Origin of the sequence: Hydrogenophaga sp. UC242_50, from assembly GCF_042697355.1 — a bacterium.
GTDB lineage: Bacteria > Pseudomonadota > Gammaproteobacteria > Burkholderiales > Burkholderiaceae_C > Hydrogenophaga.
This window is the reverse complement of sequence record NZ_CP170553.1, coordinates 1342181-1364068: the sequence shown is the minus strand read 5'-3', so window position 1 is coordinate 1364068 and position 21888 is coordinate 1342181. Positions and strand designations below refer to the sequence as shown.

General features: G+C 69.0%; 24 protein-coding genes and 2 pseudogenes. 13 read left to right on the top strand and 13 right to left on the bottom strand.

What is annotated here, in order from left to right; all coding sequences use genetic code 11:
- Nucleotides 1–7: 7 nt before the first annotated feature.
- Nucleotides 8–499 (bottom strand): DsrE family protein, encoded by a 492-nt coding sequence (locus tag ACFJGX_RS06985; protein ID WP_382322197.1) that lies wholly within the window; start codon nt 497–499, stop codon nt 8–10.
- Nucleotides 500–664: 165 nt separating this feature from the next.
- Here ACFJGX_RS06985 and ACFJGX_RS06980 point away from each other — a divergent pair, with 165 nt between their 5' ends.
- Nucleotides 665–1138, top strand: a complete 474-nt coding sequence (locus ACFJGX_RS06980; RefSeq protein WP_382153395.1) for an acyl-CoA thioesterase — start codon at nt 665–667, stop codon at nt 1136–1138.
- A gap of 7 nt (nt 1139–1145) precedes the next feature.
- Here ACFJGX_RS06980 and ACFJGX_RS06975 read toward each other — a convergent pair.
- From ACFJGX_RS06975 to ACFJGX_RS06965, 3 genes and pseudogenes are all read right to left on the bottom strand, one after another.
- Nucleotides 1146–2283 (bottom strand): annotated as a pseudogene (locus tag ACFJGX_RS06975) (ABC transporter substrate-binding protein).
- Between the two features lie 196 nt (nt 2284–2479).
- The gene (locus ACFJGX_RS06970) at nt 2480–3931 is read right to left on the bottom strand and encodes an alpha/beta hydrolase (protein WP_382325763.1); all 1452 of its coding nucleotides are present in this window, start codon (nt 3929–3931) and stop codon (nt 2480–2482) included.
- Nucleotides 3932–4104: 173 nt separating this feature from the next.
- A complete protein-coding gene (locus ACFJGX_RS06965; protein WP_382322199.1) occupies nt 4105–5799 on the bottom strand; it encodes an FAD-dependent oxidoreductase in 1695 nt (564 codons plus the stop codon).
- A gap of 53 nt (nt 5800–5852) precedes the next feature.
- On the opposite strand from ACFJGX_RS06965, the gene ACFJGX_RS06960 reads away from it, so the two are divergent.
- On the top strand, nt 5853–6377 hold the full coding sequence (locus ACFJGX_RS06960) for a MarR family winged helix-turn-helix transcriptional regulator (protein WP_382322200.1): 525 nt from the start codon (nt 5853–5855) through the stop codon (nt 6375–6377).
- Here ACFJGX_RS06960 and ACFJGX_RS06955 read toward each other — a convergent pair.
- A pseudogene (locus ACFJGX_RS06955) lies at nt 6349–7336 on the bottom strand (Bug family tripartite tricarboxylate transporter substrate binding protein). The gene ACFJGX_RS06960 and the pseudogene ACFJGX_RS06955 overlap by 29 nt on opposite strands.
- A gap of 90 nt (nt 7337–7426) precedes the next feature.
- On the bottom strand, nt 7427–8515 hold the full coding sequence (locus ACFJGX_RS06950) for a tartrate dehydrogenase (RefSeq protein ID WP_382328095.1): 1089 nt from the start codon (nt 8513–8515) through the stop codon (nt 7427–7429).
- Between the two features lie 112 nt (nt 8516–8627).
- On the opposite strand from ACFJGX_RS06950, the gene ACFJGX_RS06945 reads away from it, so the two are divergent.
- The 5 genes from ACFJGX_RS06945 (at nt 8628) to ACFJGX_RS06925 (ending at nt 11237) form a co-directional block, all read left to right on the top strand.
- On the top strand, nt 8628–9554 hold the full coding sequence (locus ACFJGX_RS06945; RefSeq protein WP_382322202.1) for a LysR substrate-binding domain-containing protein: 927 nt from the start codon (nt 8628–8630) through the stop codon (nt 9552–9554).
- A 127-nt stretch (nt 9555–9681) separates the two neighbouring features.
- Entirely contained in the window at nt 9682–10038 is a 357-nt protein-coding gene (locus tag ACFJGX_RS06940) for a hypothetical protein (RefSeq protein WP_382328093.1), read from the top strand.
- 109 nt (nt 10039–10147) lie between these two features.
- Nucleotides 10148–10420, top strand: a complete 273-nt coding sequence (locus tag ACFJGX_RS06935; RefSeq protein WP_291116867.1) for a hypothetical protein — start codon at nt 10148–10150, stop codon at nt 10418–10420.
- Nucleotides 10417–10782, top strand: a complete 366-nt coding sequence (locus ACFJGX_RS06930) for a hypothetical protein (protein ID WP_382322203.1) — start codon at nt 10417–10419, stop codon at nt 10780–10782. The genes ACFJGX_RS06935 and ACFJGX_RS06930 overlap by 4 nt, the downstream gene beginning before the upstream one ends.
- A 107-nt stretch (nt 10783–10889) precedes the next feature.
- Entirely contained in the window at nt 10890–11237 is a 348-nt protein-coding gene (locus ACFJGX_RS06925; protein ID WP_382153358.1) for a DUF1428 domain-containing protein, read from the top strand.
- Nucleotides 11238–11247: 10 nt separating this feature from the next.
- Here the strand turns inward: ACFJGX_RS06925 and ACFJGX_RS06920 are convergent, their stop codons facing one another.
- From ACFJGX_RS06920 to ACFJGX_RS06895, 6 genes are all read right to left on the bottom strand, one after another.
- A complete protein-coding gene (locus tag ACFJGX_RS06920) occupies nt 11248–11673 on the bottom strand; it encodes a hypothetical protein (protein WP_382322204.1) in 426 nt (141 codons plus the stop codon).
- Nucleotides 11670–12365 (bottom strand): Bax inhibitor-1 family protein, encoded by a 696-nt coding sequence (locus ACFJGX_RS06915; protein ID WP_382328091.1) that lies wholly within the window; start codon nt 12363–12365, stop codon nt 11670–11672. Before ACFJGX_RS06915 ends, ACFJGX_RS06920 begins: the two co-directional genes overlap by 4 nt.
- A 54-nt stretch (nt 12366–12419) precedes the next feature.
- On the bottom strand, nt 12420–13178 hold the full coding sequence (locus ACFJGX_RS06910) for a TerC family protein (protein WP_382153348.1): 759 nt from the start codon (nt 13176–13178) through the stop codon (nt 12420–12422).
- Nucleotides 13179–13257: 79 nt separating this feature from the next.
- On the bottom strand, nt 13258–13617 hold the full coding sequence (locus ACFJGX_RS06905; protein ID WP_382322205.1) for a hypothetical protein: 360 nt from the start codon (nt 13615–13617) through the stop codon (nt 13258–13260).
- A 40-nt stretch (nt 13618–13657) separates the two neighbouring features.
- Entirely contained in the window at nt 13658–14392 is a 735-nt protein-coding gene (locus tag ACFJGX_RS06900; RefSeq protein ID WP_382328088.1) for an MFS transporter, read from the bottom strand.
- Nucleotides 14356–14862, bottom strand: a complete 507-nt coding sequence (locus ACFJGX_RS06895) for an MFS transporter (RefSeq protein WP_382328086.1) — start codon at nt 14860–14862, stop codon at nt 14356–14358. Before ACFJGX_RS06895 ends, ACFJGX_RS06900 begins: the two co-directional genes overlap by 37 nt.
- Before the next feature lie 231 nt (nt 14863–15093).
- Here ACFJGX_RS06895 and ACFJGX_RS06890 point away from each other — a divergent pair, with 231 nt between their 5' ends.
- Genes ACFJGX_RS06890 through ACFJGX_RS06865 form a run of 6 tightly spaced genes read left to right on the top strand, consistent with a single transcriptional unit; the run spans nt 15094 to nt 21259 of the window.
- Entirely contained in the window at nt 15094–18036 is a 2943-nt protein-coding gene (locus ACFJGX_RS06890; RefSeq protein ID WP_382322207.1) for a monovalent cation/H+ antiporter subunit A, read from the top strand.
- Complete coding sequence (locus tag ACFJGX_RS06885; RefSeq protein WP_382328084.1) at nt 18036–18380, top strand: Na+/H+ antiporter subunit C; 345 nt, start codon at nt 18036–18038, stop codon at nt 18378–18380. Before ACFJGX_RS06890 ends, ACFJGX_RS06885 begins: the two co-directional genes overlap by 1 nt.
- A 35-nt stretch (nt 18381–18415) precedes the next feature.
- Nucleotides 18416–20098 (top strand): monovalent cation/H+ antiporter subunit D, encoded by a 1683-nt coding sequence (locus tag ACFJGX_RS06880; RefSeq protein WP_382328626.1) that lies wholly within the window; start codon nt 18416–18418, stop codon nt 20096–20098.
- Nucleotides 20095–20586 carry a Na+/H+ antiporter subunit E gene (locus ACFJGX_RS06875; RefSeq protein ID WP_382153336.1) on the top strand — a complete coding sequence of 164 codons (492 nt, stop codon included), beginning with the start codon at nt 20095–20097 and terminating at the stop codon, nt 20584–20586. Before ACFJGX_RS06880 ends, ACFJGX_RS06875 begins: the two co-directional genes overlap by 4 nt.
- Nucleotides 20583–20861, top strand: a complete 279-nt coding sequence (locus ACFJGX_RS06870) for a K+/H+ antiporter subunit F (protein ID WP_291116828.1) — start codon at nt 20583–20585, stop codon at nt 20859–20861. The genes ACFJGX_RS06875 and ACFJGX_RS06870 overlap by 4 nt, the downstream gene beginning before the upstream one ends.
- Nucleotides 20858–21259, top strand: coding sequence for a Na+/H+ antiporter subunit G (locus tag ACFJGX_RS06865; RefSeq protein ID WP_382322209.1), 402 nt, complete (start codon nt 20858–20860; stop codon nt 21257–21259). The genes ACFJGX_RS06870 and ACFJGX_RS06865 overlap by 4 nt, the downstream gene beginning before the upstream one ends.
- A 20-nt stretch (nt 21260–21279) precedes the next feature.
- Here ACFJGX_RS06865 and ACFJGX_RS06860 read toward each other — a convergent pair whose 3' ends face one another.
- The gene (locus tag ACFJGX_RS06860) at nt 21280–21813 is read right to left on the bottom strand and encodes a MarR family winged helix-turn-helix transcriptional regulator (protein WP_382328082.1); all 534 of its coding nucleotides are present in this window, start codon (nt 21811–21813) and stop codon (nt 21280–21282) included.
- Nucleotides 21814–21888: the final 75 nt, after the last annotated feature.

Below are 21888 nucleotides of genomic sequence, written 5' to 3'. Positions count from 1 at the left end.
CCGTGGCTTACTGCAGTTCGATCGTCTGCTTCACGAGCTCCTCGCGCGTGAGGCGCGGGAAGCTCTCGGCGTACATGTAGCTGTAGCCCTCGTTCTGCCACTTGGCCAGGTCGATCACGGCGGCCGGCACGACGGTGATCACGTCGTAGAACTCGTCGGGCTTGTAACCGCGCGAACGCGCCGCGTTGCTGCACACGCGGATCGTCACGCCCGCGTCCTTCAGCGCCTTGAGCTCCTCGTACATGTCGGGGTAGGCCGCGCGGTTGAGGCGCGAGAAGGCGTGCAGCTCGTTGCCGTGCGCCACGATCACGATGTGCGATTTCGCCGGGTCGCCGTATTCCTTGATCGCGCGCAGGTGGTTCTTGATGTAACCGAACGCTGCCTTGCCCTCGAGCGGCTTGGCGAAGTTGAAGTCGTACAGCGCTTTCTGAGGGGCGTAACGCGTGCCGTCAAAAGGCGACGGGTCTTGAGGGCCGGCCCAGGCGGCGGTGCTCAGCAAGGCGGCGAGCGCCAGCGGGACAAGACGGGTGTTGATGATGGTCTCCTGTGGTGGGGGAGCCCGAGGTTAGCTTGAAAATCCGGATATTCGAAACAGCTTCTTTAATGCCTGCAGAATCACCCGCCTGCGCCCCGCTCTTGCGCCAACCGACCCACGGACCGATTCATGGAACTGCCCCGACACCAACTCAGCATGACGGTGCTGATGACCCCCGACACCGCCAACTTCTCGGGCAAGGTGCACGGCGGCACCGTGCTCAAGCTGCTCGACCAGGTGGCCTTCGCCTGCGCCAGCCGCTACGCGGCGTCCTACGTGGTCACGCTCAGCGTGGACCAGGTGATGTTCCGCCAGCCGATCCAGGTGGGGGAACTGCTCACCTTCCTCGCGGCCGTGAACCACACCGGCACCTCGTCGATGGAAGTCGGCATCAAGGTGATCGCGGAGAACATCCGCACCCAGGCGCAGCGGCACGTGAACAGCTGCTTCTTCACCATGATCGCGGTGGACGACCACGGCAAGCCCCAGGCCGTGCCGCCGCTCGAACCCGGCACGCCCGACGAGCACCGCCGGCACGCGGCGGCCACGCTGCGCAAGACCATGCGCCAGGAAATGGAACAGCGCTACGCGGCGATCCGCTGAGAAGGCCTCAGGTCCGCACTTTGCCGTCGCCGGTGAGCATCGACAGCTCCGCGAAGCTGGACGCCACGTGGTCGTTCGGGCCCAGCGAGACCTGGAAGCCGCCGAAGGATTGTTCGCCGATGGCCTCCATGCCGTTGATGAAGCTGTCGCGCGTGACCCGCGAACCCGCGCGGCGCAGGCCTTCGCTGAACAGCTTCGCCGCGAGAAAGCCCTCCATGCTGGAGAAATTGGGCTGCACCTTGTTGCCGCCCTTGCCGATGGCCTCGATGAACTCGCGCGTGATCGGGCGCGACGCGCTGTACGGCGTGGGCACCACCTGCGAGACCACCACGCCCGCGCCGTCCTTGCCGAGCTCGTCGGCCAGGGCCTGCGTGCCGACGAAGGACACGTTGTAGAAGGTGCCGCCGTAACCGGCCGCGCGCGCGGCACGGATGTAGGCCGCGCACGACTTGTAGGCGCTGATCTGCACCACCGCGTCGGGCTTGGCCGCATTGATGGTGGCCACGGCCTGCGCCACATCCACCGAGTTGCGCTCCACCGTGGCCGTGGCCGACGGGCTTGAGGTTGCGCGCCGTCAGCGCGAGCACCGTGCCATCGAGGCCGGCCTTGCCGTAGGCGTCGTTCTGGTGGAACACCGCCACCTTGTTCAGGCCGAGGTTGGTGAGCTGGCGCACGATCAGCGCGGTCTCGTCGTTGTACGAGGCGCGCAGGTGGAAGGCGAGCCGGTTGAACGGCTGGCGCAGGCCCATGGCCCCCGTGAAGGGCGCGATGAACGGGGTCTGCGCCTTGGTCGCCAGCGGCAGCGCGGCCAGGCTGGTGGGCGTGCCGATGTAGCCGAACAGCGCGAACACCTCGCTGGCCAGCAGCTTCTGGGTGTTTTCGGCGCAGCGGTCCGGCTCGTAGCCGTCGTCGAGCTGCACGATCTCGATGCGCTGGCCGCTCACGCCGCCCTGGCCGTTGAGCTGGTCGAAAAACAGCTTGGCCCCGGCGTGGAACTGGATGCCCAGCTGCGCCGCCGCGCCCGTGAACGCGGCCGACTGGCCAAGCACGATGCGGTTGCCCGACTGCGCGCGCAACGCGGGCGCGCCCAACACGGCGGCACCGGCCACGAGGCCATTGAATTGGCGGCGCGAAAGGCCGGGCATGGGCGGGGAGGACTGCATGTGGGGCTCCGTTTATAGGTATCGAACGGGGGCGTCACACCAGGCGCGACCCCACGTTCCATCCTATCGAGTACCCCTCCCGCGTATGCCTTCACCGGGCGCTCGGATTCAACCGCTCATCGATTCCGGCGCCCCAGCCTCGGTTGCGTTGCCGCACCGAAGCTGGGGACACCCTCCCTCAGGGCGGGCAGACGCCGGGCAGCGCGCCCAGGATGGCGGGGCGGAACAAGGACGCGGCGGAGCCGGCATCGTCCGGCCCGATGGTGTTGTCGGTGAACGTGCAGCCGTAGGTGGGGGCGGCCACGGTGGCCGGGGTGCTCACGTCGTCACCGGCTGGCGGCGGCCCGCCCTCGGCCCAGGCCACCATGTCCGAAAACGCCCGCACCTGCTCGGCCACGGTGAAATCGCAATGGCTCGCGCCCCGGATCGCACGCTGCACCAGCAGATTCCCGTTGCCCTTGGCCACCGCGCGTTGCCGGTAGATCTGCTGCATGCTGAAAGGCACGAACAGATCGCCCAGCGTGTGGATGGACACCACCGGCACTTTGAAGTCGCCGTGGATCGCCGGGATCCAGCGCAGGCCGTCGCGGCGAAGCCGGTTCGCGTCGGGCGCGGCCGTCAGCTTCTGCACCGAGGCGTTCAGGGCGGTGGAGTTCGGCACGTCGCCGTCGATCATGTAGGTGTAGGCGTTGGTGTCCAGCACGTTCTTGTTCAGGATGCCGTTGACCGTGCCATCGCTGCCAAAGACGCCGTAGGCCGACTGGAAGCTGCGGCCGAACGCCACCCCCTGATCGAACAGCGGGCGATCGCCGCCGGTGAGGTTCTCCACCACCGACAGGTACCTCACGCCCAGCGGGTTGCTCGGCACGATGTTGGCATTGTTGTAGGTGGTGAACAGGGCGGTGGTGACCAGGCCCTGGATCTCCGACCACTTGTTGGTGGGGTAACTCGGCACGCCCGCGATCGCCTGGGCCGCGACCTGCATGCCCGCGAAGCGGTTGAAGAGCTCGGCATCGCCCATCACGCCGCACATGGGCGCGGCGCCGTTATAGCGCACCTTGTTCTTCGCCGTGGCGTAGGTCTCTTCTTCGATCGCGGCCCCGGTGACGTGCCCGCCCATGGAATGGCCCGTGATGTACAGCTTCGTGGGCGCCGGCAGCGGGCGGCCTCGGGCCGCCGCAATCTGGTTGAAGGCGAGCGCGAGCGCGTTGGTGTCCTCCACGCCCGCGCGCACGTCGTACGAGTTCTTCGAGTAGCTCGACGCGGCCCAGGCGTAACCGTTCTCGATCAGGTAGCGCCGGATCGTGGGCGCCGTGACGTTGAGCGACGGCACTTCACCCACATAACCGTGCGCGTACATCACCAGCTTGCCGTTCCAGGTCGCCGGCACCTCGATCTGGTAGGACGCGCCATTGAGCACGCCGGCCCATCGGTCCGTGCCGACCGCCACGCCGGCCATGACGGCAAAGGTGGTGGCGCCCGGCGCGGCCGGTGTGTAGACCTTGCTGTCCTGAGCGCGGGCCTCTTCCGGAACCACCGGCGGAGGCGGCGCGGGCTCGTTGCCACCGCCTCCTCCACCACACGCCGCGAGCCATGCCGTGCCCGCCAAAACCGCCAAACGAAGTCTGATAGGTGTTTTCAAGCTTGTCTCCTGTCGTTGTTGGGAACCGATGCCTGCCCGCGCATGGCTGAGCAGGGAGTCGGTTATGCGACTGGAGATCGCCCGAACCCATAGTGAATACCCGGTGCCAGTCGCCCAGGCGACGCGGGCCCCACCACCGGTCGGGCACCGCTTGCCAAGGCTCAGGTGCGTGCCACACGCGCCCAGAGGGCGGCGGCGTTCTCGGGCACGTCCGCGCCGCGCCAGGCAATCACCTGATCGGGCCGCACCAGCAGCAGGCCTTCGTCCAGCAGGTCGCCCGCCTCTTCCGCTTTCAGCAGCAGCACGGCCACGTCCAGCCTCGCCGCGCGGCCCGCCTCGGCCAGGCGCGTGGCCTCGGCCCCTGCGTGGGCCGGCGCCAGCACCGTCCACTCGAAGCCCAGCAGGTCGTACAGCGAACGCTCGCCCTCCAGCCAGCGGTGCGGCAGGCGCCCGCCCGGCTGGGTGGACGGGTGGTAGGCGTTGGCCTGGTCGGGCGGCACCCGGGCCGGGTCGCCGAACACGGTGGGCGAGGCATCCACGCGCTCGCCGAATGTGACGCCCGGGATGTTGAACTCGCGCCGCACGTGCGCGCCCAGCACCTCGCTGGCCTGCGCGCGCAGGGCGTCGCCCGTGGCGCCCTCGGCCTCCAGCTCGGGCGTCACCTCGAACAGGCCCACCGAATCGGCGAACTCGCGCGCATAGGCCGTGTTGCGCAGACCGATGGGGCGGCGCTCCTGCTCATAGCTGTCCAGCAGGGAGGCGTGCGCCTGCCCCTTCACCACCGCCGCGAGCTTCCAGCCCAGGTTCACCGCATCGCCCACCGCCGTGTTGTAGCCCAGGCCCCCGGTGGGCGTGAACAGGTGGGCCGCGTCGCCGGCGATGAACACGCGCCCGCGCTGGTAACGCTCGGCGACCAGCGAATGGCCCGCGATCCACACGCCGGTGGACAGCACCTCGAAGTCGATGTCCATGCCGCTGGCCTCGGCGAAGATGCGGCGCGCGTCGGCGTGTGTCCAGTCCTCCGGTGTCTCGTGCGGGTGCACGGCGGCGTGGAAGGCGAACTCGCCGCGCCCGTCCACCGAGGCCATGAACACGCGCCGCTCGTGGTTCACCGAGACGTACATCCAGGCGATGTCGTGCGGAAACCGCTCGTAGAACGCCGGCGCACGCAGGTAGATCGCGAACATCTTGCCGCCCATGAACTGGCGCTGCAGGCCGGTGGCGCCGCCCATCTCGATGCCCAGCGCGCCGCGCACAGCGCTGCGCGCGCCGTCGGCCCCCACCAGGTAACGCGCCCGCACCGTGACCGCCGGGCCGCCTGCGGCAGGCGCCACCTGCGCCACCACCTCGTCGCCGGTGTCGTCGAAGGACTGCAGCCGCCAGCCAAAACCGATGCGCCGGCCGGTGCGCTGCTCGGCATGCTCGCGCAGCACGGCTTCCACGTACTTCTGCGACACGCGGTGCGGCAGCTCGGCCGCGCTCCACGAACCGGCCAGGGACTTGATCTGCTCGGTGGCCTGCGCGGCGGTGGGCAGGCGCAGGCGCGCCAGCTCGTGCCGCGCGAACCGGGTGAAGTAGGCGATGTCGGTCGGGTGGTCGCCGGGCAGGCCCAGCGCGCGGATCTGCCGCGCGATGCCGATGCGGCGGAAGTGCTCCATGGTGCGCGCCTGCGTGGCGTTGGCCTGCGGGTTGAAGGCCGTGGTGGCCTTGGGGTCCACCACCAGGCACGGTACATTGCGCAAGCCCAGTTCGTTGGCCAGCATCAGCCCACAAGGACCCGCACCCGCGATCAGCACGTCCACCCGCAGCTCGCCCCCTTCGGCCTGCGCCTGTTCCAGCGTCGAGAATTCCGCCACACCCGTCTCCATCGTCGATTTAATTAGGCAACCTAAGCAAATCCATTGTACGCATGAAAACCGAAACCCCTCAACCCCGGCGCCGCGCGCCCGATGCCTGGCGCCTGGGCAACGCGGGGCGCGTGCTGGGCAACGCCGTCACGCGCTTCGAGTCGCGCGTGCTCGAACTCATGGCCGCCGCCGGCCATGCGGACACCCGGCTCTCGCACGTGAACCTGACGCGCCACCTCGACCTGGAAGGCACGCGCATCACCGAGCTGGCGCGCCGCGCCCGCATGACCAACGCCGCCATGACCGAACTGATCGACCAGTGCGAAGGCCTGGGCCTGGTGCAGCGCGAGGCGGACCCGACCGACAAGCGCGCTCGCATGGTCAAGTTCACCGAGGCGGGCCGAGAATGGCTCAAGGCCTTCGGCCTGGCGGTGAAGAAGGCCGAGCGCGAGATGCTGAAAGACATCGGCCCCGAAGCGGCGGAGGTGCTGCTGCGGGGCCTGGCGCGTTACGCGGGCACGGTGGAGTCGATCCGCGTGGCGGACGAAGGCGCTTTGCTCAGTCGATCACCACGTTCGCGTCCTTGACGAGCTTGCCGAACTTCTCGGTTTCGGCCTTGATGGTCTGCGCCATCTGCTCCGGGCTGTCGCCGATCGGGTCGGCGCCGATGTCGGCCATGCGCTGGCGGAACTCGGGCGACTTGATGATCTTCACCATCTCGCTGCTCAGGCGCGCCTGGATGTCCTTGGGCGTGCGCAGCCGGGGCGAGCACCCCGAACCAGGTGCCGATGTTGAAGCCCTTGAGCCCCGCTTCGTCCAGCGTCGGCACGTCGGGCAGCGCGGGCGAGCGCGTGGCGGTGGTGACGGCCAGCGGGCGCAGCTTGCCGGCCTTGATGTGGGGCAGCACCGGCGTGATGGTGTCGAATGACAGCAGGATCTGACCACCCAGCAGATCGGTCGCCAGCGGGCCGCTGCCCTTGTAGGCGATGTGCGTGAGCCTGGCGCCGGTGTTGTTCTGGAACTGCGTGCCGATCAGGTGCTGGGCCGTGCCGTTGCCGTTGGAGCCGTAGTTCGCCCGGGCCGGCTCGGCCTTGAGCAGGGCCACGAGTTCGTTCACGTTCTTCGCCGGCGTGGCGGCGTTGACCACCAGCACGTTGGGCACCATGGCAATCGTGGTGAGCGGCGCCAGGTCTTTCTGGAAGTCGTAGGGCAATTTCTTGTAGACGCTGGTCGCGATGGTGTGGTGCACCGCGCCCACCAGCAGCGTGTAGCCATCGGGCTTGGCCTTCGCCCCGAAGTCCGCGCCGATGGTGGCGCCCGCGCCCGGCTTGCTCTCGATCACCACCGGCTGCCCCAGGCTCTGCTGCAGCCGCTCGCCCAGCGCGCGGGCCAGCACGTCGGTGGTGCCCCCGGCCGGGAACGGCACGATGAGCGTGATGGGCCGGTTCGGCCAGGCCTGGGCCATGGCGCCGGTGACCGTCATGGCGGCGGCCAGGGCCGCCCCCTGAAGGACGAGGCGGCGCGGGATGGGTCGGGCGTTCTGCATGTCTGTCTCCTGTTGCACGGTGTGCGTGTGAACCGCCGGACGAACCGTCCGGTCGTGGGCGCGGGATTGCGCCGGGAACCATCAAGGAATTCAGGCGGCCTTGCGCTGCAGGCTCGCGGTGAGCAGCTCGCACACGGCCTGCGTGACCTGCGCGGTGGTGGCCTTGCCGCCCAGGTCGCCGGTGTGCAGCGCGGGGTTGGCCGTGACCTGCTCGATGGCCCGCATGAGGCGTTGCGCCGCATCGAACTCGCCCAGGTGTTCGAGCAGCATCACGCAGCTCCAGAAGGTGCCGACCGGGTTCGCCAGGCCCTTGCCCATGATGTCGAAGGCCGAACCGTGGATGGGCTCGAACATCGAGGGGTAGCGGTGCTCGGGGTCGATGTTGCCGGTGGGCGCGATGCCCAGGCTGCCCGCGAGCGCGGCGGCCAGGTCGCTCAGGATGTCGGCGTGCAGGTTGGTGGCGACGATGGTGTCCAGCGTGGCGGGGCGGTTCACCATGCGGGCCGTGGCGGCGTCCACCAGTTCCTTGTCCCAGGTCACGTCCGGGAACTCCTTCGCGATCTGCACCGCGATCTCGTCCCACATCACCATGGCGTGGCGCTGGGCGTTGCTCTTGGTGATCACGGTCAGTTGCTTGCGGGGGCGCGACTGCGCCAGCTTGAACGCGAAACGCATGATGCGCTCCACCCCCGCGCGGGTCATCATGCTCACGTCGGTGGCGGCCTCGATCGGATGGCCCTGGTGCACGCGGCCACCCACGCCGGCGTATTCGCCTTCGGAGTTTTCTCGCACGATCACCCAGTTCAGGTCCTCGGCCTTGCAGCGCTTGAGCGGTGCGTCGATGCCCGGCAGGATGCGCGTGGGGCGCACGTTGGCGTACTGGTCGAAGCCCTGGCAGATCTTCAGGCGCAGGCCCCAGAGGGTGATGTGGTCGGGGATGTGCGGATCGCCCGCCGAGCCGAACAGGATCGCGTCCTTGCCGCGCAGCGCGTCCAGGCCATCGGCCGGCATCATCTCGCCGTGCTGGCGGTAGTAGTCGCCACCCCAGTCGAAGTCCTCGAACTGGAAACGGAAGGCGTGGCTGGTGGCGGCCAGCGCCTCCAGCACCTGCTGGCCGGCGGGCACGACTTCCTTGCCGATGCCGTCTCCGGGAATGGTCGCGATCGCGTAGGTCTTCATAACGGTCTCTCTGATGGGGTGGGTCGATGGGTGGACTGTAGGGATTCGACGGTTTTCCGAAACACCGCTAAAGTGAATCCATCGTTAACCTGGATTCAACAGTGAGACCGCCATGAGTTCCGCCATCCAGCCCGCCGACCTGGGCTTCTTCTCGGTGCTCGCCAGCGCCGGCAGCCTGAGCGCGGCCGCGCGCGAGCTCGGCATCACCACCCCGGCGGTGAGCAAGCACCTGGCGCTGATGGAGTCGCGCGTGGGCGTGGCCCTGCTCAACCGCACCACGCGGCGCATGAGCCTCACGCCCGAGGGAGAGGTGTATCTGCAGCACGCGCGCCGCATCCTCGGCGAGATCGACGACATGGAGGAGCTGCTCGGCGTTTCGCGGTCCACGCCCACCGGCCTGCTGCGCGTCAACGCCACGCTGGGCTTTGGCCGCAGCCACGTGGCGCCGCTCATCTCGCGCTTCGTGCGCAAGCACCCGCAGGTGGAGGTGCAGCTGCAGCTCTCGGTGAACCCGCCGCCGCTCACCGACGACGCCTTCGACGTCTGCATCCGCTTCGGCGCGCCGCCCGATTCGCGCATGATCGCGCGCCAGATCGCGCCCAACCGGCGCCTGCTCTGCGCCTCGCCCGCCTACCTTGCCCGACACGGCGTGCCCAAGGTGCCGCACGACCTCACCCGACACAACTGCATCGGCATCCGCCAGGGCGAGGAAGCGTATGGCGTGTGGCGCCTCTCCAGCGGGCGCGGCAAGACGGTGAGCACCGAGGCGGTGAAGACCCGCGGCAACCTCACCACCAACGACGGCGAGATCGCCGTCAACTGGGCGCTGGACGGCCACGGCATCCTGATGCGCGCCGAATGGGACATCGAGCGCTACCTGCGCAACGGGCGGCTGGTGCAGGTGCTGCCGCAATACTTCACGCCCGACGCCTCCATCCACGCCGTCTACCCGCAGCGCCATCAGCTGGCCGCGCGCGTGCGGGCCTTCGTGGATTTCGTGGCGCTGGCCTTCACACAGCAGGCCGCGGTGAGCAAGTAGGCGAAGAGGCGCGCGGCAAGTTCCTGGGCCGGCCCGATGCGGCGTCTCCCCCATGTGTGCATCGGCTTGCGGGCCGGCGCGCATAGACTGCCTTCACCTCCATCCAACGGGAAGGACCACACCATGGTTGCGCAACGCGAACGCCGACGACATTCCCCCTGAACTGGTGCGGGCCATCCAACAGACGCAGGTCGAGCGCGAGCGCGTGCGCCAGGCGCACCCCGAACTTTTCGCCGCGGTGTCGGGTGCCATGTTTCGCCGCGACCCCGTCGAGATCAACTACCACTTCAACACCGACGAGTACGACGCGGAAGCGGGCACGGTCATCCCGAGGCTGCGGGACTGCCAGTCCGCCCAGGAGGTGCGCACCGTGCTGCACGAGGAGTTCGTGCGCTGGTTCGGCGCGGAGACGGCCGGGCCGCGCGAGCGCTATCTCGAGCTGTCGCAGGACATCTGGGCGCTGTGGACGGCGCCCGCGACCTGACCGGCTGCACGGCAGCCAGGGTATCCAGCGGACGGCATTGCCTATATTCTTCGTCAGGGCCCGGCCGCGCCGCCGCCCGCCTTCCCCCTCAACGAAGCAGGAGACCCACATGATCGACAAGGCTCAGGCCGACATGGCCAAAACGCTCTGGGAACAATCCAAGGCGGCCGCCCAGCAGGCCCACGAAGCCTGGTGGATGGTGCTGAAATCCCAGAAGGCGCTGCTGGACTCCATGCGCGGGGTGGGCATGCCGTTCGAGGTGGCGGCGGACCAGTTCGAGAAGCTGATGCAGTTCCATGCCGAGCAGCACAAGGCCGCGCTGGACTACATGGACAAGATGTCCGTCGACTACGGGCGGGCCGTCGCCAAACAGAAGAAGTGACGCGGCCCGCCCTGCGGGCAACGTTCATCTCCGTCCTGACCCTGCTGCTGCTCGGCGGTGGGTGGCCCGCCCAGGCGGTGGAGCATCCCACCGACCTGCGCCAGTTCCTGGAGCGGCGCGAGGAATGCGACCACTGGCGCGGTGAAGCGGGCTATGACAAGGCGCGGCAGGCCGACATCGACCGCGGCGTGTGCCGCACCTGCACGGGCACGGACGCCGAACTCGCGCGGCTCAGGAAGAAGTACCGGGCCAACCCCGGCGTGATGGACGTGCTGGATGAGCTGGAGGACCGGATCGAAGGGCCCGACAAGGCCGCCTCGACGCGCTTCTGCCGCCGCATGCAAAAGCCGAAGCCGCCCTGAAACGTTTCTTGACCCTTTGTCGATTCCGGCCACCCTGCTTCGTCGTAGAGAAAGGTGAGGCGTTTGGGCGCCCACCTTCCCTTGTCCCCTACCCCAGGAGATTCAGCATGAAATACATCGATGGATTCGTGGCCGCCGTGCCCAGCAACAAGCAGAAGGAGTACCTCGAACACGCCCGCCTGGCGGCCGTGGTCTTCAAGGAGTTCGGCGCGCTGAACGTTGTGGAGACCTGGGGCGACGACGTGCCCGACGGCAAGCTGACCTCGTTCCCCATGGCCGTGCAGCGCAAGCCGGACGAAACCGTGGTCTTCTCCTGGATCACCTGGCCCTCGCGCGCCCAGCGCGACGAGGGCATGAAGAAGTTCATGGAAGACCCGCGCGTGAAGGACATGAAGATGCCCTTCGACGGCCAGCGCATGATCTACGGCGGCTTCGAGGTGATCCTCAACGCCTGACCGCCAGCGCTCAGGCACCTGCCGCGCAGTGCCGCGGCAGGAAGTCCACCAGCCACTTCATCTGCGCGGCGTCGTGCGCATCCACGCCATCGAGCACCAGAACGCCCTGCGCGTCGCCGGTGGGCGCCACGCGCACCGCGTGGCTGCCGGTGTTGGCGTCCTTCTCCACCACGGCCACGGAGCGCCGCAGCGCCACCTGCACCGGTTCGCGGTCGCGCAGGAAGCGCCTGGCCTGGGCCTGCAGCACGCAGCCCGGCAGCAGCTCGTAGTGCCAGTGGTGGTCGAGCTGGCGCCGGTGGCCCAGGTGGTGCATGGCACCCAGGGCCTTGTCCAGCTTCATGTCGTGGCTGAGATGGAGCGCGCCGTCTTCGCTGGGGTAACCGTCGGCGCAGGCTGCCAGCAGCGCGGCCTGCGCCAGCAGCAGCGCCCGCCTCACTCCTCGCGGCCGCCGGCGATGCCCAGCAGGGCCAGCAGGCTCTGGAAGATGTTGAACAGGCTCAGGTACACGCCCAGGGTGGCGGTGATGTAGTTGGTCTCCTCGCCGTCGCGCACGCGCTTGAGGTCGTACAGGATGAAGGCCGAGAAGATGCCGATGGCCAGCACGGAGAGCGTGATCATGAGCGCGCCGGACTGGATGAACACGTTGGCGATGCCGGCCACGAGCAGCATGATCATGCCGATGAACAGGAACTTGCCCATGTTGCCCAGGTCGCGCTTGATGACGGTGGACAGCGTGGCGATGCCGAGGAAGATCACGCCGGTGCCGGTGAAGGCGGTCATGATCAGGCCCGCGCCGTTGGCCAGGCCGAGCACCGAGCCGATCAGGCGCGAGAGCATCAGGCCCATGAAGAAGGTGAAGGCCAGCAGCACGGGCACGCCGGCGGCGGAGTTCTTGGTCTTCTCGATCGCGTACATGAAGGCGAAGGCGCCGCCCAGGAAGACGGCGATGCCGAGGAAGCCGGTGAGCGGCGCGGTGATGCCGGTGGTCACGCCGATCCAGGCGCCCAGCACGGTGGGGATCATGGAGAGCGCGAGCAGCCAGTAGGTGTTGCGCAGCACGCGGTTGCGTTCAACGGCAACGGCATGGCCGGCGGCGGCGGGGGAAGAGAGGTCGAGATGCGGGTTCATGGGGGTCCTTGAGAAAAGCAATGGAAGGGTGAGTGAGAGAAAAAGAAGTGGTGGTCAGGTGCCCTGGCGCGCGGCCAGGGCCTGCCGCTTGGCGCGGGCGCGGATGTTGAGCGCCTCGACCGCGAGCGAGAAGGCCATGGCGGCGTAGATGTAGCCCTTGGGCACTTCGCGGTCGAAGGCTTCGGCGGTGAGCGCCATGCCAACCATGACCAGGAAAGCCAGGGCCAGCACCTTGACGGAGGGGTGGGCGTCCACGAAATTGCCGATCGGCCGGGCCGCCACCAGCATCACGCCGACCGACACGACCACGGCGGCCACCATCACGCTGATCTGGTCGACCATGCCCACGGCGGTGATGACCGAGTCGAGCGAGAACACGATGTCGATGATGGCAATCTGGCCGATGATTCCCCAGAACAGCTTGCTGCCGGCGGCCTTGAGCTCGGCGCTGTCGGTCGCGGCCGGGCCGTGCTGCTCGCGCGCCTCGACCTCGACGAAGATTTCGTGCGAGGCCTTGTAGAGCAGGAACAGGCCGCCCAGCAGCAGCACGATGTCGCGCCCGCTGATGCCCTGGCCGACCACGGTGAACAGGTCGGCCGTGAGGCCCATGACCCAGCTCAGGGTGAACAGCAGCGCCAGCCGCGAGAGCATGGCAAAGCCCAGGCCGAGGCGGCGGGCCTTGTCGCGCAGGTGCGGCGGCAACCGGCCCACGAGGATCGAGATGAAGATGATGTTGTCGATGCCGAGCACGATTTCGAGCGCGGTGAGCATCGCGAACGCGATCCAGACATTGGGGTCGGTGAGTAGTTCCATGGAACGGGGCGCCAGCGGCCTGGCGAAAAAGGGGACACCTGGGCGCCGGAGCGGCCTCAGGGCCGCGCGGCGGAAACGGTCAGGCGAGGGCGAGCTGGCCGCGGGGCGGTCGCTGGAGCCCGTCGAGCACGGGCGGCGTGAGGTCATGCGCCGGGGGCGGCGACGGTGTGCGCAGGTGTTCGCCCGGGCCGGACGTGGCGATGGGCGCGTCCAGGCACTCGGGCAGGTCGGCCTGGGCATCGGCCAGGCCGTGCTCGGGCCAAGGGTCGGCGCTCAGGCCGTCGTCGGGCGTCGGCTGGACGGCAGCGACCGCCTCGATCACCAGGCTCTGCGCGTGGCTGGCCTGAACGGCCTCCACCCCATGGGAAGGCCCGAATGCCCACGCACCCACACTCAGGAAGAGGTGCAGGGCGAAGACGGCGGCAAGCCAAGGGCGCATGGTCGGGCCAGTATACCGGCGCCCCTGTTCGGGCGTGTGATCAGCCGGCCGCCGGGCGGGTGGCCTGGCCGCGCTGCAGCAGCGCCATCGCCACGGCGGCGCAAGCCGAGAGCGCGAGCATCAGCCAGCCCAGGTTCACCGCGCCGTCGTGCGGCACCAGGCCCACCACGAAACCGCCCACCGCACCCATGAGCTGCTGCATCAGGCCGGCCACGGCGGCGGCCGCGCCCGCCAGCGCCGGCAGCAGGCCCACGGTGCCGATGAGGGTGGGCGGCACCAGCAGGCCGTGCCCCATGCCCAGCAGCAGCAGGGGCAGCGAGAGGGCCAGCGGCGTGTCCACCCCGGCCAGCGCGAGCGCGAGCATGAGGCCGATGCCCAGCAGCGAGCTGCCCTGCCCCAGGCGCATCACGGTGCGTTCGCCGATGCGGTGCACGAGATGCGTGGTGAGGTAGTTGCCGACGATGTAGGCCAGCGGGACCAGCATGATGTAGTACCCGATGCCCGCCGGGCCCACGCCGTAGCTGCCGAGCACGATGGGCGCTCCCGCGAGGAAGGCGTAGAAGGTGGCGGTGGTCATGGAGAGCAGGGCCACGTAGAGCAGGAAGCCGGGGGCGCGCGCGAGTTGCGCGTAGGACGAGGCCATGTCGCGCAGCCAGTGCGTCTGCTGCGGTTCGGCTGGGGCGGTGTGGTCGGGCAGGCCGCGCCAGGCGGCGATGAACAGCACGAGGGACAGCCCGGTCAGCAGCACGAAGTTGGCCTGCCAGCCCAGGCGCACATGCAGCTGCCCGCCGATGATGGTGGCGCAGCGGCGGGACCAGGCCCATGGCGCATGCCGATGTAGGCCATGACGCGGGTGCGCTCGGGGCCGTCGAACAGGTCCTGCACCATGGCGCGGCCGACCACCATGCCGGCGGCACAGCCCGCGCCCTGCAGCACGCGCGCGGCGGTGAGCATGAGCAGATCGCCCGCGAGCGCGGCCAGCAGCGAGCCGAGACCGCCCAGCGCGATGCCGAGCAGCAGGATCTTCTTGCGCCCGAGGCGGTCGGACAGCGGGCCATACAGCAGTTGCAGGCCGCCATAGGCCACCACGTAACCGCTGAAGGTGAGCTGCACCGCGGCCTGGCTGGAGCCGAAGATCGCACCCCACTCCTGCATCGAGGGGATGCAGATGGTCATGGCCAGCAGGCCGAAGGCGAGCTGGGCGACGAGGTTGGCGATCAGGGGGCCGTGGCGGGGGGCGGTCATGCGTCTGGGTCTTGGCGGGGCAACCGGGCATGGTGCCATAAAGCTTCTCGCCTCTGTGTGGGCAAGGTCGGGTGGTCCAGGCACACAAGGCTTGCGTGCACAGGTGTGTTGCGGTCCCCACCCTCGGCCCACCGCGAAGCAGCCGAGCGCAAAGAGAAAAAACCCACAACACACCCCCCACGGGGGAACCCTCGAGGCCCTGCAAACTCATGCCACTAAACTCGAAGCCACATGCACGTCTCCCTGATCTTCCTCGTCGCCCTCCCCTTCGTGGGCAGCCTCATCGCTGCGCTGCTGCCCGCGAACGCGCGCAACACCGAGTCCACACTGGCCGGCGCCATCGCGCTCTTCTGCACCGTGCAGGCCGCGATGTACTTCCCTGAAGTCGCCGCCGGCGGCGTCATCCGGCAGGAATTCGTCTGGCTGCCCTCCCTCGGCTTGAACTTCGTGCTGCGCATGGACGGCTTCGCGTGGATGTTCTCCATGCTCGTGCTCGGCATCGGCTCCCTCGTGGTCCTGTACGCGCGCTACTACATGTCGCCCGACGACCCCGTGCCGCGCTTCTTCTCCTTCCTGCTCGCCTTCATGGGCGCCATGAGCGGCGTCGTCCTCTCGGGCAACCTGGTCCAGCTGGTGCTGTTCTGGGAGCTCACCAGCCTCTTCTCCTTCCTGCTCATCGGCTACTGGCACCACCGCCGCGACGCGCGGCGCGGCGCGCGCATGGCCCTCACCGTGACCGGCGCGGGCGGCCTGTGCCTGCTGGCCGGCGTGCTCGTGCTCGGCCACATCGTCGGCAGCTACGACCTCGACGTCGTGCTGCGCGCCGGCGACGTGGTCCGCGCCCACCCGCTCTACACCACCGCGCTCATCCTCATCCTGCTCGGCGCGTTCACCAAAAGCGCGCAGTTCCCGTTCCAGTTCTGGCTGCCGCACGCCATGGCCGCGCCCACCCCGGTCTCGGCCTACCTGCACTCGGCCACCATGGTCAAGGCCGGCGTGTTCCTGCTGGCGCGGCTGTGGCCGGTGCTCGCGGGCACCGACGAGTGGTTCTGGATCGTCACCTGCTCGGGCCTGATCACGCTGCTGATCGGCGGCTTCGCGGCCATCTTCCAGAACGACCTCAAGGGCCTGCTCGCCTACTCGACGATCTCGCACCTGGGCCTGATCACCACGCTGCTGGGCATGAACAGCCCGCTGGCCGCGGTGGCCGCCGTGTTCCACATCATCAACCACGCCACCTTCAAGGCCTCGCTGTTCATGGCGGTGGGCATCGTCGACCACGAGGCCGGCACGCGCGACATGCGCCGCCTCTCGGGCCTGGCCCGCTACATGCCGGTGACCGCCACGCTCACCGTGGTGGCCGGCGCGGCCATGGCCGGCGTGCCGCTGCTCAACGGCTTCATCTCCAAGGAGATGTTCTTCACCGAGGCCGTGTTCGTGAGCGCGGCGCCCTGGTTCCAGCGCCTGCTGCCCACGGCGGCGGTGATCGCCGGCATGTTCAGCGTGGCCTATTCGCTGCGCTTCACGGCGCGCGTGTTCTTCGGCCCCGACACCTGCGCCAACCTGCCGCGCGTGCCGCACGAGCCGCCGCACTGGATGCGCGTGCCGATCGAGGTGCTGGTGCTGGCCTGCCTGGTGGTGGGCATCGTGCCGCAGTGGTCCATCCAGCACATCCTGGGCACGGCCGCCTCGCCGGTCGTGGGCGGCACCCTGCCCGAGTTCGACCTGGCCGTCTGGCACGGCTTCAACCTGCCGCTGTGGATGAGTTTCCTCGCGCTGGCCGGCGGCATCGTGCTGTACCTGCTGCTGCGCAAGCCCCTGCAGAGCGGGCGCATCCAGCGCGCACCGCTGGTGGGGCTGTTCAACGGCAAGCGCCTGTTCCACCACACCATGGCCCGGCTCACCGCCGCCGCCCGCAGCGCCCTGCGCCTGCTGGGCACGCGGCGCCTGCAGCCGCAGCTGTTCCTGCTGGTGCTGGTGACGGTGGTGGGCGCGGTGGCCGCGTTCCGCCTGGCCGTGCCCAACCCGGTGCTCTCTCCCGGCGATCGCACGCTGCTGCCGTTCTCGCCCATGTTCGCGCTGCTCTGGGTGGTGGGCGTGGGCGCGGCCATCGGCGCGGTCTGGCAGGCCAAATACCACCGGCTCACCGCGCTGGCGCTCATGAGCGTGTCCGGCCTCACCACCGTGATCACGTTCGCCTGGTTCTCCGCGCCCGACCTCGCGCTCACGCAGCTTTCGGTCGAGGCGGTGACCACGGTTCTGATCCTGCTCGGCCTGCGCTGGCTGCCCAAGCGGCTGGAGGTGCAGGACGCCCGCGAACCGCTGTGGGATCGCGCCAAGGCCAAGGCCCGGCGCTCGCGCGACCTGCTGCTGGCGCTGGCCGCGGGCGCTGGCATGACCGGCCTGTCCTACGCGGTGATGACGCGCGACTTCCCGCAGAGCATCTCGCCCTTCTTCCTGGAGCGCGCGCTGCCCGAAGGCGGCGGCACCAATGTGGTCAACGTGATGCTGGTGGACTTCCGGGGCTTCGACACGCTGGGCGAGATCACGGTGCTGGGCATCGTGGCGCTCACGGTGTACGCGCTGCTGCGCCGCTTCCGGCCCGCGCCCGAGAGCACCGAACTGCCGCCGCAGCAGCTGGCCCTGCCGGCCGACCTGGACACCGACCTGGTGAACCCCCAACTGGCCGAGGACACCGCGCAGGGTTACCTCATGGTGCCGGCGGTGCTGGTGCGCCTGCTGCTGCCGATCGCGGCGGTGATCGCGGTCTACCTCTTCATGCGCGGCCACAACGAACCGGGCGGCGGCTTCGTGGCCGGGCTGGTGCTTTCCACCGCCTTCATCCTGCAGTACATCGTCTCGGGCACGCAATGGGTGGAGGCCAACATGCAGCTGATGCCGCAGCGCTGGATCGCCGCCGGCCTGCTCACCGCCACCGCCACCGGCCTGGGCTCGTTCTGGTTCGGCTACCCGTTCCTGACCACGCACACGGCCCACCTGCACCTGCCGCTGCTGGGCGACATCCACGTCGCCAGCGCGCTGTTCTACGACATCGGCGTCTTCACCCTCGTGGTGGGCGCCACCCTGCTCATCCTCACCGCGCTGGGCCACCAGTCGGTGCGCGGCCACCGCCAGGCCAAGGTCGAGCAGGAAAAAGAAGAAGGAGCTCACTGATGGAACTCGTCATCGCCATCGCCATCGGCGCCCTCACCACCTGCGGCGTGTGGCTGATGCTGCGCCCGCGCACCTACCAGGTCATCATGGGCCTGTGCCTGCTGGGCTACGGCGTCAACCTGTTCATCTTCGCCATGGGCCGGCTCTCGGTGGACAGCGAACCCGTGCTCACGCCCGGGCTGGAAGCCACGCTGCTGCAGTACGACGACCCGATGCCGCAGGCCCTGGTGCTCACCGCCATCGTGATCGGCTTCGCCATGACCGCGCTGTTCCTGGTCGTGCTGCTCGCGCAGCGCGGCTTCTTCGGCAATGACCATGTGGACGGACAGGGGGACGCGGAGTGACGGGAGGATTGATCCAGTCGATCACCGCGGCGCTCATGCCGCACCTGATGATCGCGCCCATCCTGCTGCCGCTGGTCACGGCCTGCCTGCTGCTGTTCGTGGGCGACCGGCGGCACCGCACCAAGGCCACCATCAGCCTGAGCGCCACCGTGATCAACCTGGCGGTGGCCGTGGCGCTGCTGCTCTGGAGCAAGCAGGGCGAGGGGCCGAGCGCGTTCGGCGTCTATTTGCCCGGCAACTGGGACGTGCCCTTCGGCATCGTGCTGGTGCTCGACCGCCTCTCGGGCCTGATGCTGCTGCTGGCCGCGATGGTGGCGCTGATGGCGCTGCTGTTCGCGCTGGCGCGCTGGCACAAGGCCGGCGCGCACTTCCACCCGCTGTTCCAGATCCAGATCATGGGCCTGAACGGGGCCTTCCTCACCGGCGACCTGTTCAACCTGTTCGTGTTTTTCGAGGTCATGCTGGCCGCGTCCTACGGCCTGCTGCTGCACGGCTCGGGGCCCTCGCGCGTGAAGGCGGGCCTGCAGTACATCTCGATCAACCTGGCCGCGTCCTCGCTGTTCCTGGTGGGCGCCTCGATGATCTACGGCGTGACCGGCACGCTGAACATGGCGGACCTGGCCGCGCGCATTCCGGACGTGGCCTCGGCCGACCGCGCGCTGCTGCACACCGCCTGCGCCATCCTGGCCGTGGCCTTCCTCGCCAAGGCCGCCATGTGGCCGCTCAACTTCTGGCTGGTGCCGGCCTACTCCAGCGCCAGCGCGCCCTCGGCGGCGATGTTCGCGCTGCTCACCAAGGTGGGCATCTACGTGTTGCTGCGCCTGTCCACCCTGCTCTTCTCGCCCGAGGCCGGCCATTCGGCGGGCTTCGGCAGCGAGTGGCTGGCCTGGGGCGGCATGGCCACGCTGGCCTTCGGCGCCATCGGCATGCTGGCTTCGCAGCGGCCCGCACGGCTGGCGGGCTTCTCGGTCATCGTGTCCTCGGGCACGCTGCTCGCGGTGCTGGGCTTCGCGCGGCCCGAGCTCACCGCCAGCGCGCTGTACTACCTGCCGAGTTCCACCCTGGCGGTGGCGGCCTTCTTCCTGCTGGCCGAGCTCATGGACCGCTCGCGCACCGACCCTGCGAGCCAGCGCGCGCCGGAAGACGAAGAGGACCACCTGCCGTTCGCCCTGGCCGACCTGGAAATCGCCAAGACCGCCAACCTCGACGAGGACGAGGAAGTGCTGATCGGCCGCGCGATCCCCGCGACCACCGCGCTGCTGGGCCTGGCCTTCATCTGCTGCACCGTGCTGGTGGCCGGGCTGCCGCCGCTCTCCGGCTTCATCGGCAAGTTCGCCATGCTCTCGGCGCTGCTGCCGCTGCAGAGCGGCACACCAGCGGTGAGCGCGGCGAGCTGGACGCTGATGGTGCTGGTGATCACCTCCGGCCTGTTCGCGCTGGTGGCGCTCTCGCGCACCGGCATCCGCTTCTTCTGGGCGCCGATGGAGCGCGGCGGGCACATGCTGCGCGTGGCCGAGTACGTGCCCATCGCGGTGCTGATCGGCCTGTGCGTGCTGTTCACGGTGCGCGGCGAGGCGGTGATGCGCTACACCGCCGCCACCGCGAGTTCGCTGTACCACCCACGCGGCTACATCGACGCCGTGTTCTCGGCCCAGCCGTTGCCCACCCCCACCAACGCCGAGCGCCTGGGCGTGCCCGTGCCGGAGAAGCAGCCATGATGCGGCGCCTGTTCCCCGCCCCCCTGCTGTCGCTCGCGCTGGTCGCGCTGTGGCTGGTGCTCAACAACCCCTACAGCCTGGGCCAATGGCTCATGGCCCTGGTGCTGGGCTTCGCGGTGCCGCTGCTCACGCAGTCGCTGCGCCCGACGCCAGTGCGCTTCAGCCACCCCTGGGTGGCCGTCAAACTCTTTCTGCGCGTGGGCGTCGACGTGATCGAATGGAACTGGCGCGTGCTGCGCGGCACGCTGGGCCGCGGCGAGCACATGCCGCAGGGCGGCTTCATCACCGTGCCGCTGGACCTGCGCGACCCCAACGGCCTGGCGGTGCTGGCCGCCATCATGTGCGTGATCCCGGGCACCATCTGGTCCGAGATCGCGCTGGACCGCAGTGCGCTGCTGGTGCACATCTTCGACCTCAAGGACGCGCCGCACGAAATCGCGCTGATCAAGCAGCGCTACGAGCGTCCCCTGATGGAGATCTTCGAATGAGTCCCTTCCTCTTTGGCGCTATCGTCTTCGCGCTGGCCTGTTACGTGCTCGCCATGGCGCTGGGCCTGCTGCGCCTGTACCGCGGCCCCTCGGCGCAGGACCGCGTGCTCGCCATGGACCTGATCTACACCATCGGCATGCTGGTGCTCATGGTGCTGGCGATCCGCTACCGCAGCGCGATGTACTTCGAGGCGGCGCTGCTGATCGCCGTCTTCGGTTTCGTGAGTTCGGCCGCCATGGCCAAGTTTTTGCTGCGCGGCGAGGTGATCGAATGATGATGCCGGCCGGTGTCTCGCTCTGGGCCGAAATCCCGGTGGCGCTGCTGCTGATCCTCAGCGGCATCTTCACGCTCACCGCCGCCATCGGCGTGGTGCGCTTCAAGACCTTCTTCCAGCGCATGCACCCGCCCGCGCTGGCCTTCAGCTTCTCGGCCTGGTGCGTCACGCTGGCGAGCATCGTTTACTTCTCGGCGCAGGACGAACGGCTCTCGCTGCACGCCTGGCTGATCATCATCTTCCTCTCGCTCACGGTGCCGGTCACCACCATCCTGCTGGCGCGCACCGAGCTGTTCCGCCGCCGCATCGGCAACCCGGGCACGGGCGAGATCCCGCCCTCGCTCAGCCACGTGGTGCCCCGGCCCACCGACGGCGACGAAGCGCGCGCCGGGGACTGAGCGCGGCGGGCGCGCCCGCCTCAGGCTTTCTTCTTGCGCGGGCGTGGAGCGGGGGCGGCCTCGGGCGGCTCGTACTCGTTCACGAACGGGAGGTTGGCCGTGGTGCGCACCAGCAGGTCCAGCAGCGTCTCCACCTCGCTGGCCGACAGGCCCTTGAGCAGGCGGCGTTCGCGCTCCAGAGCGGCGCGGATGACCTCGTCGTGGACGGCATACCCCTCGGGCGTGAGCGCCAGCGTGTGCCGGCGCGGGCTCTCGGGGTCTTCCTCCACCGTGAGATAGCCCTTGGTTTCGAGCTTGCGCATCTCGCGGCTGACGGCGCCCTTGTCCAGCCCGATGACCTGGCAGACGCGCACCGGCGAGATGCGGGGCTCGACCGCCAGCATGGCCAGCACGCGCCACTCGATGATGCCGATGCCATAGCGCTGGAGGTACAGCCGCGAGGCCCCGCTGGAGAGCCGGTTGGCCAGCACCGTGAGGTGGGAGGTGACGTAACCCGCGAGGTTGAGCACCTTGCGCCCTTGTCGCACCGCCGTGTTGCTGCGCCGAGTCGCCATCGTGAGTCCACTTTCCGGGTGTTGAACGTGGGCCGTACTGTACCCGGCGCGCGGACCGCGCCCCGCCCCGCTGGC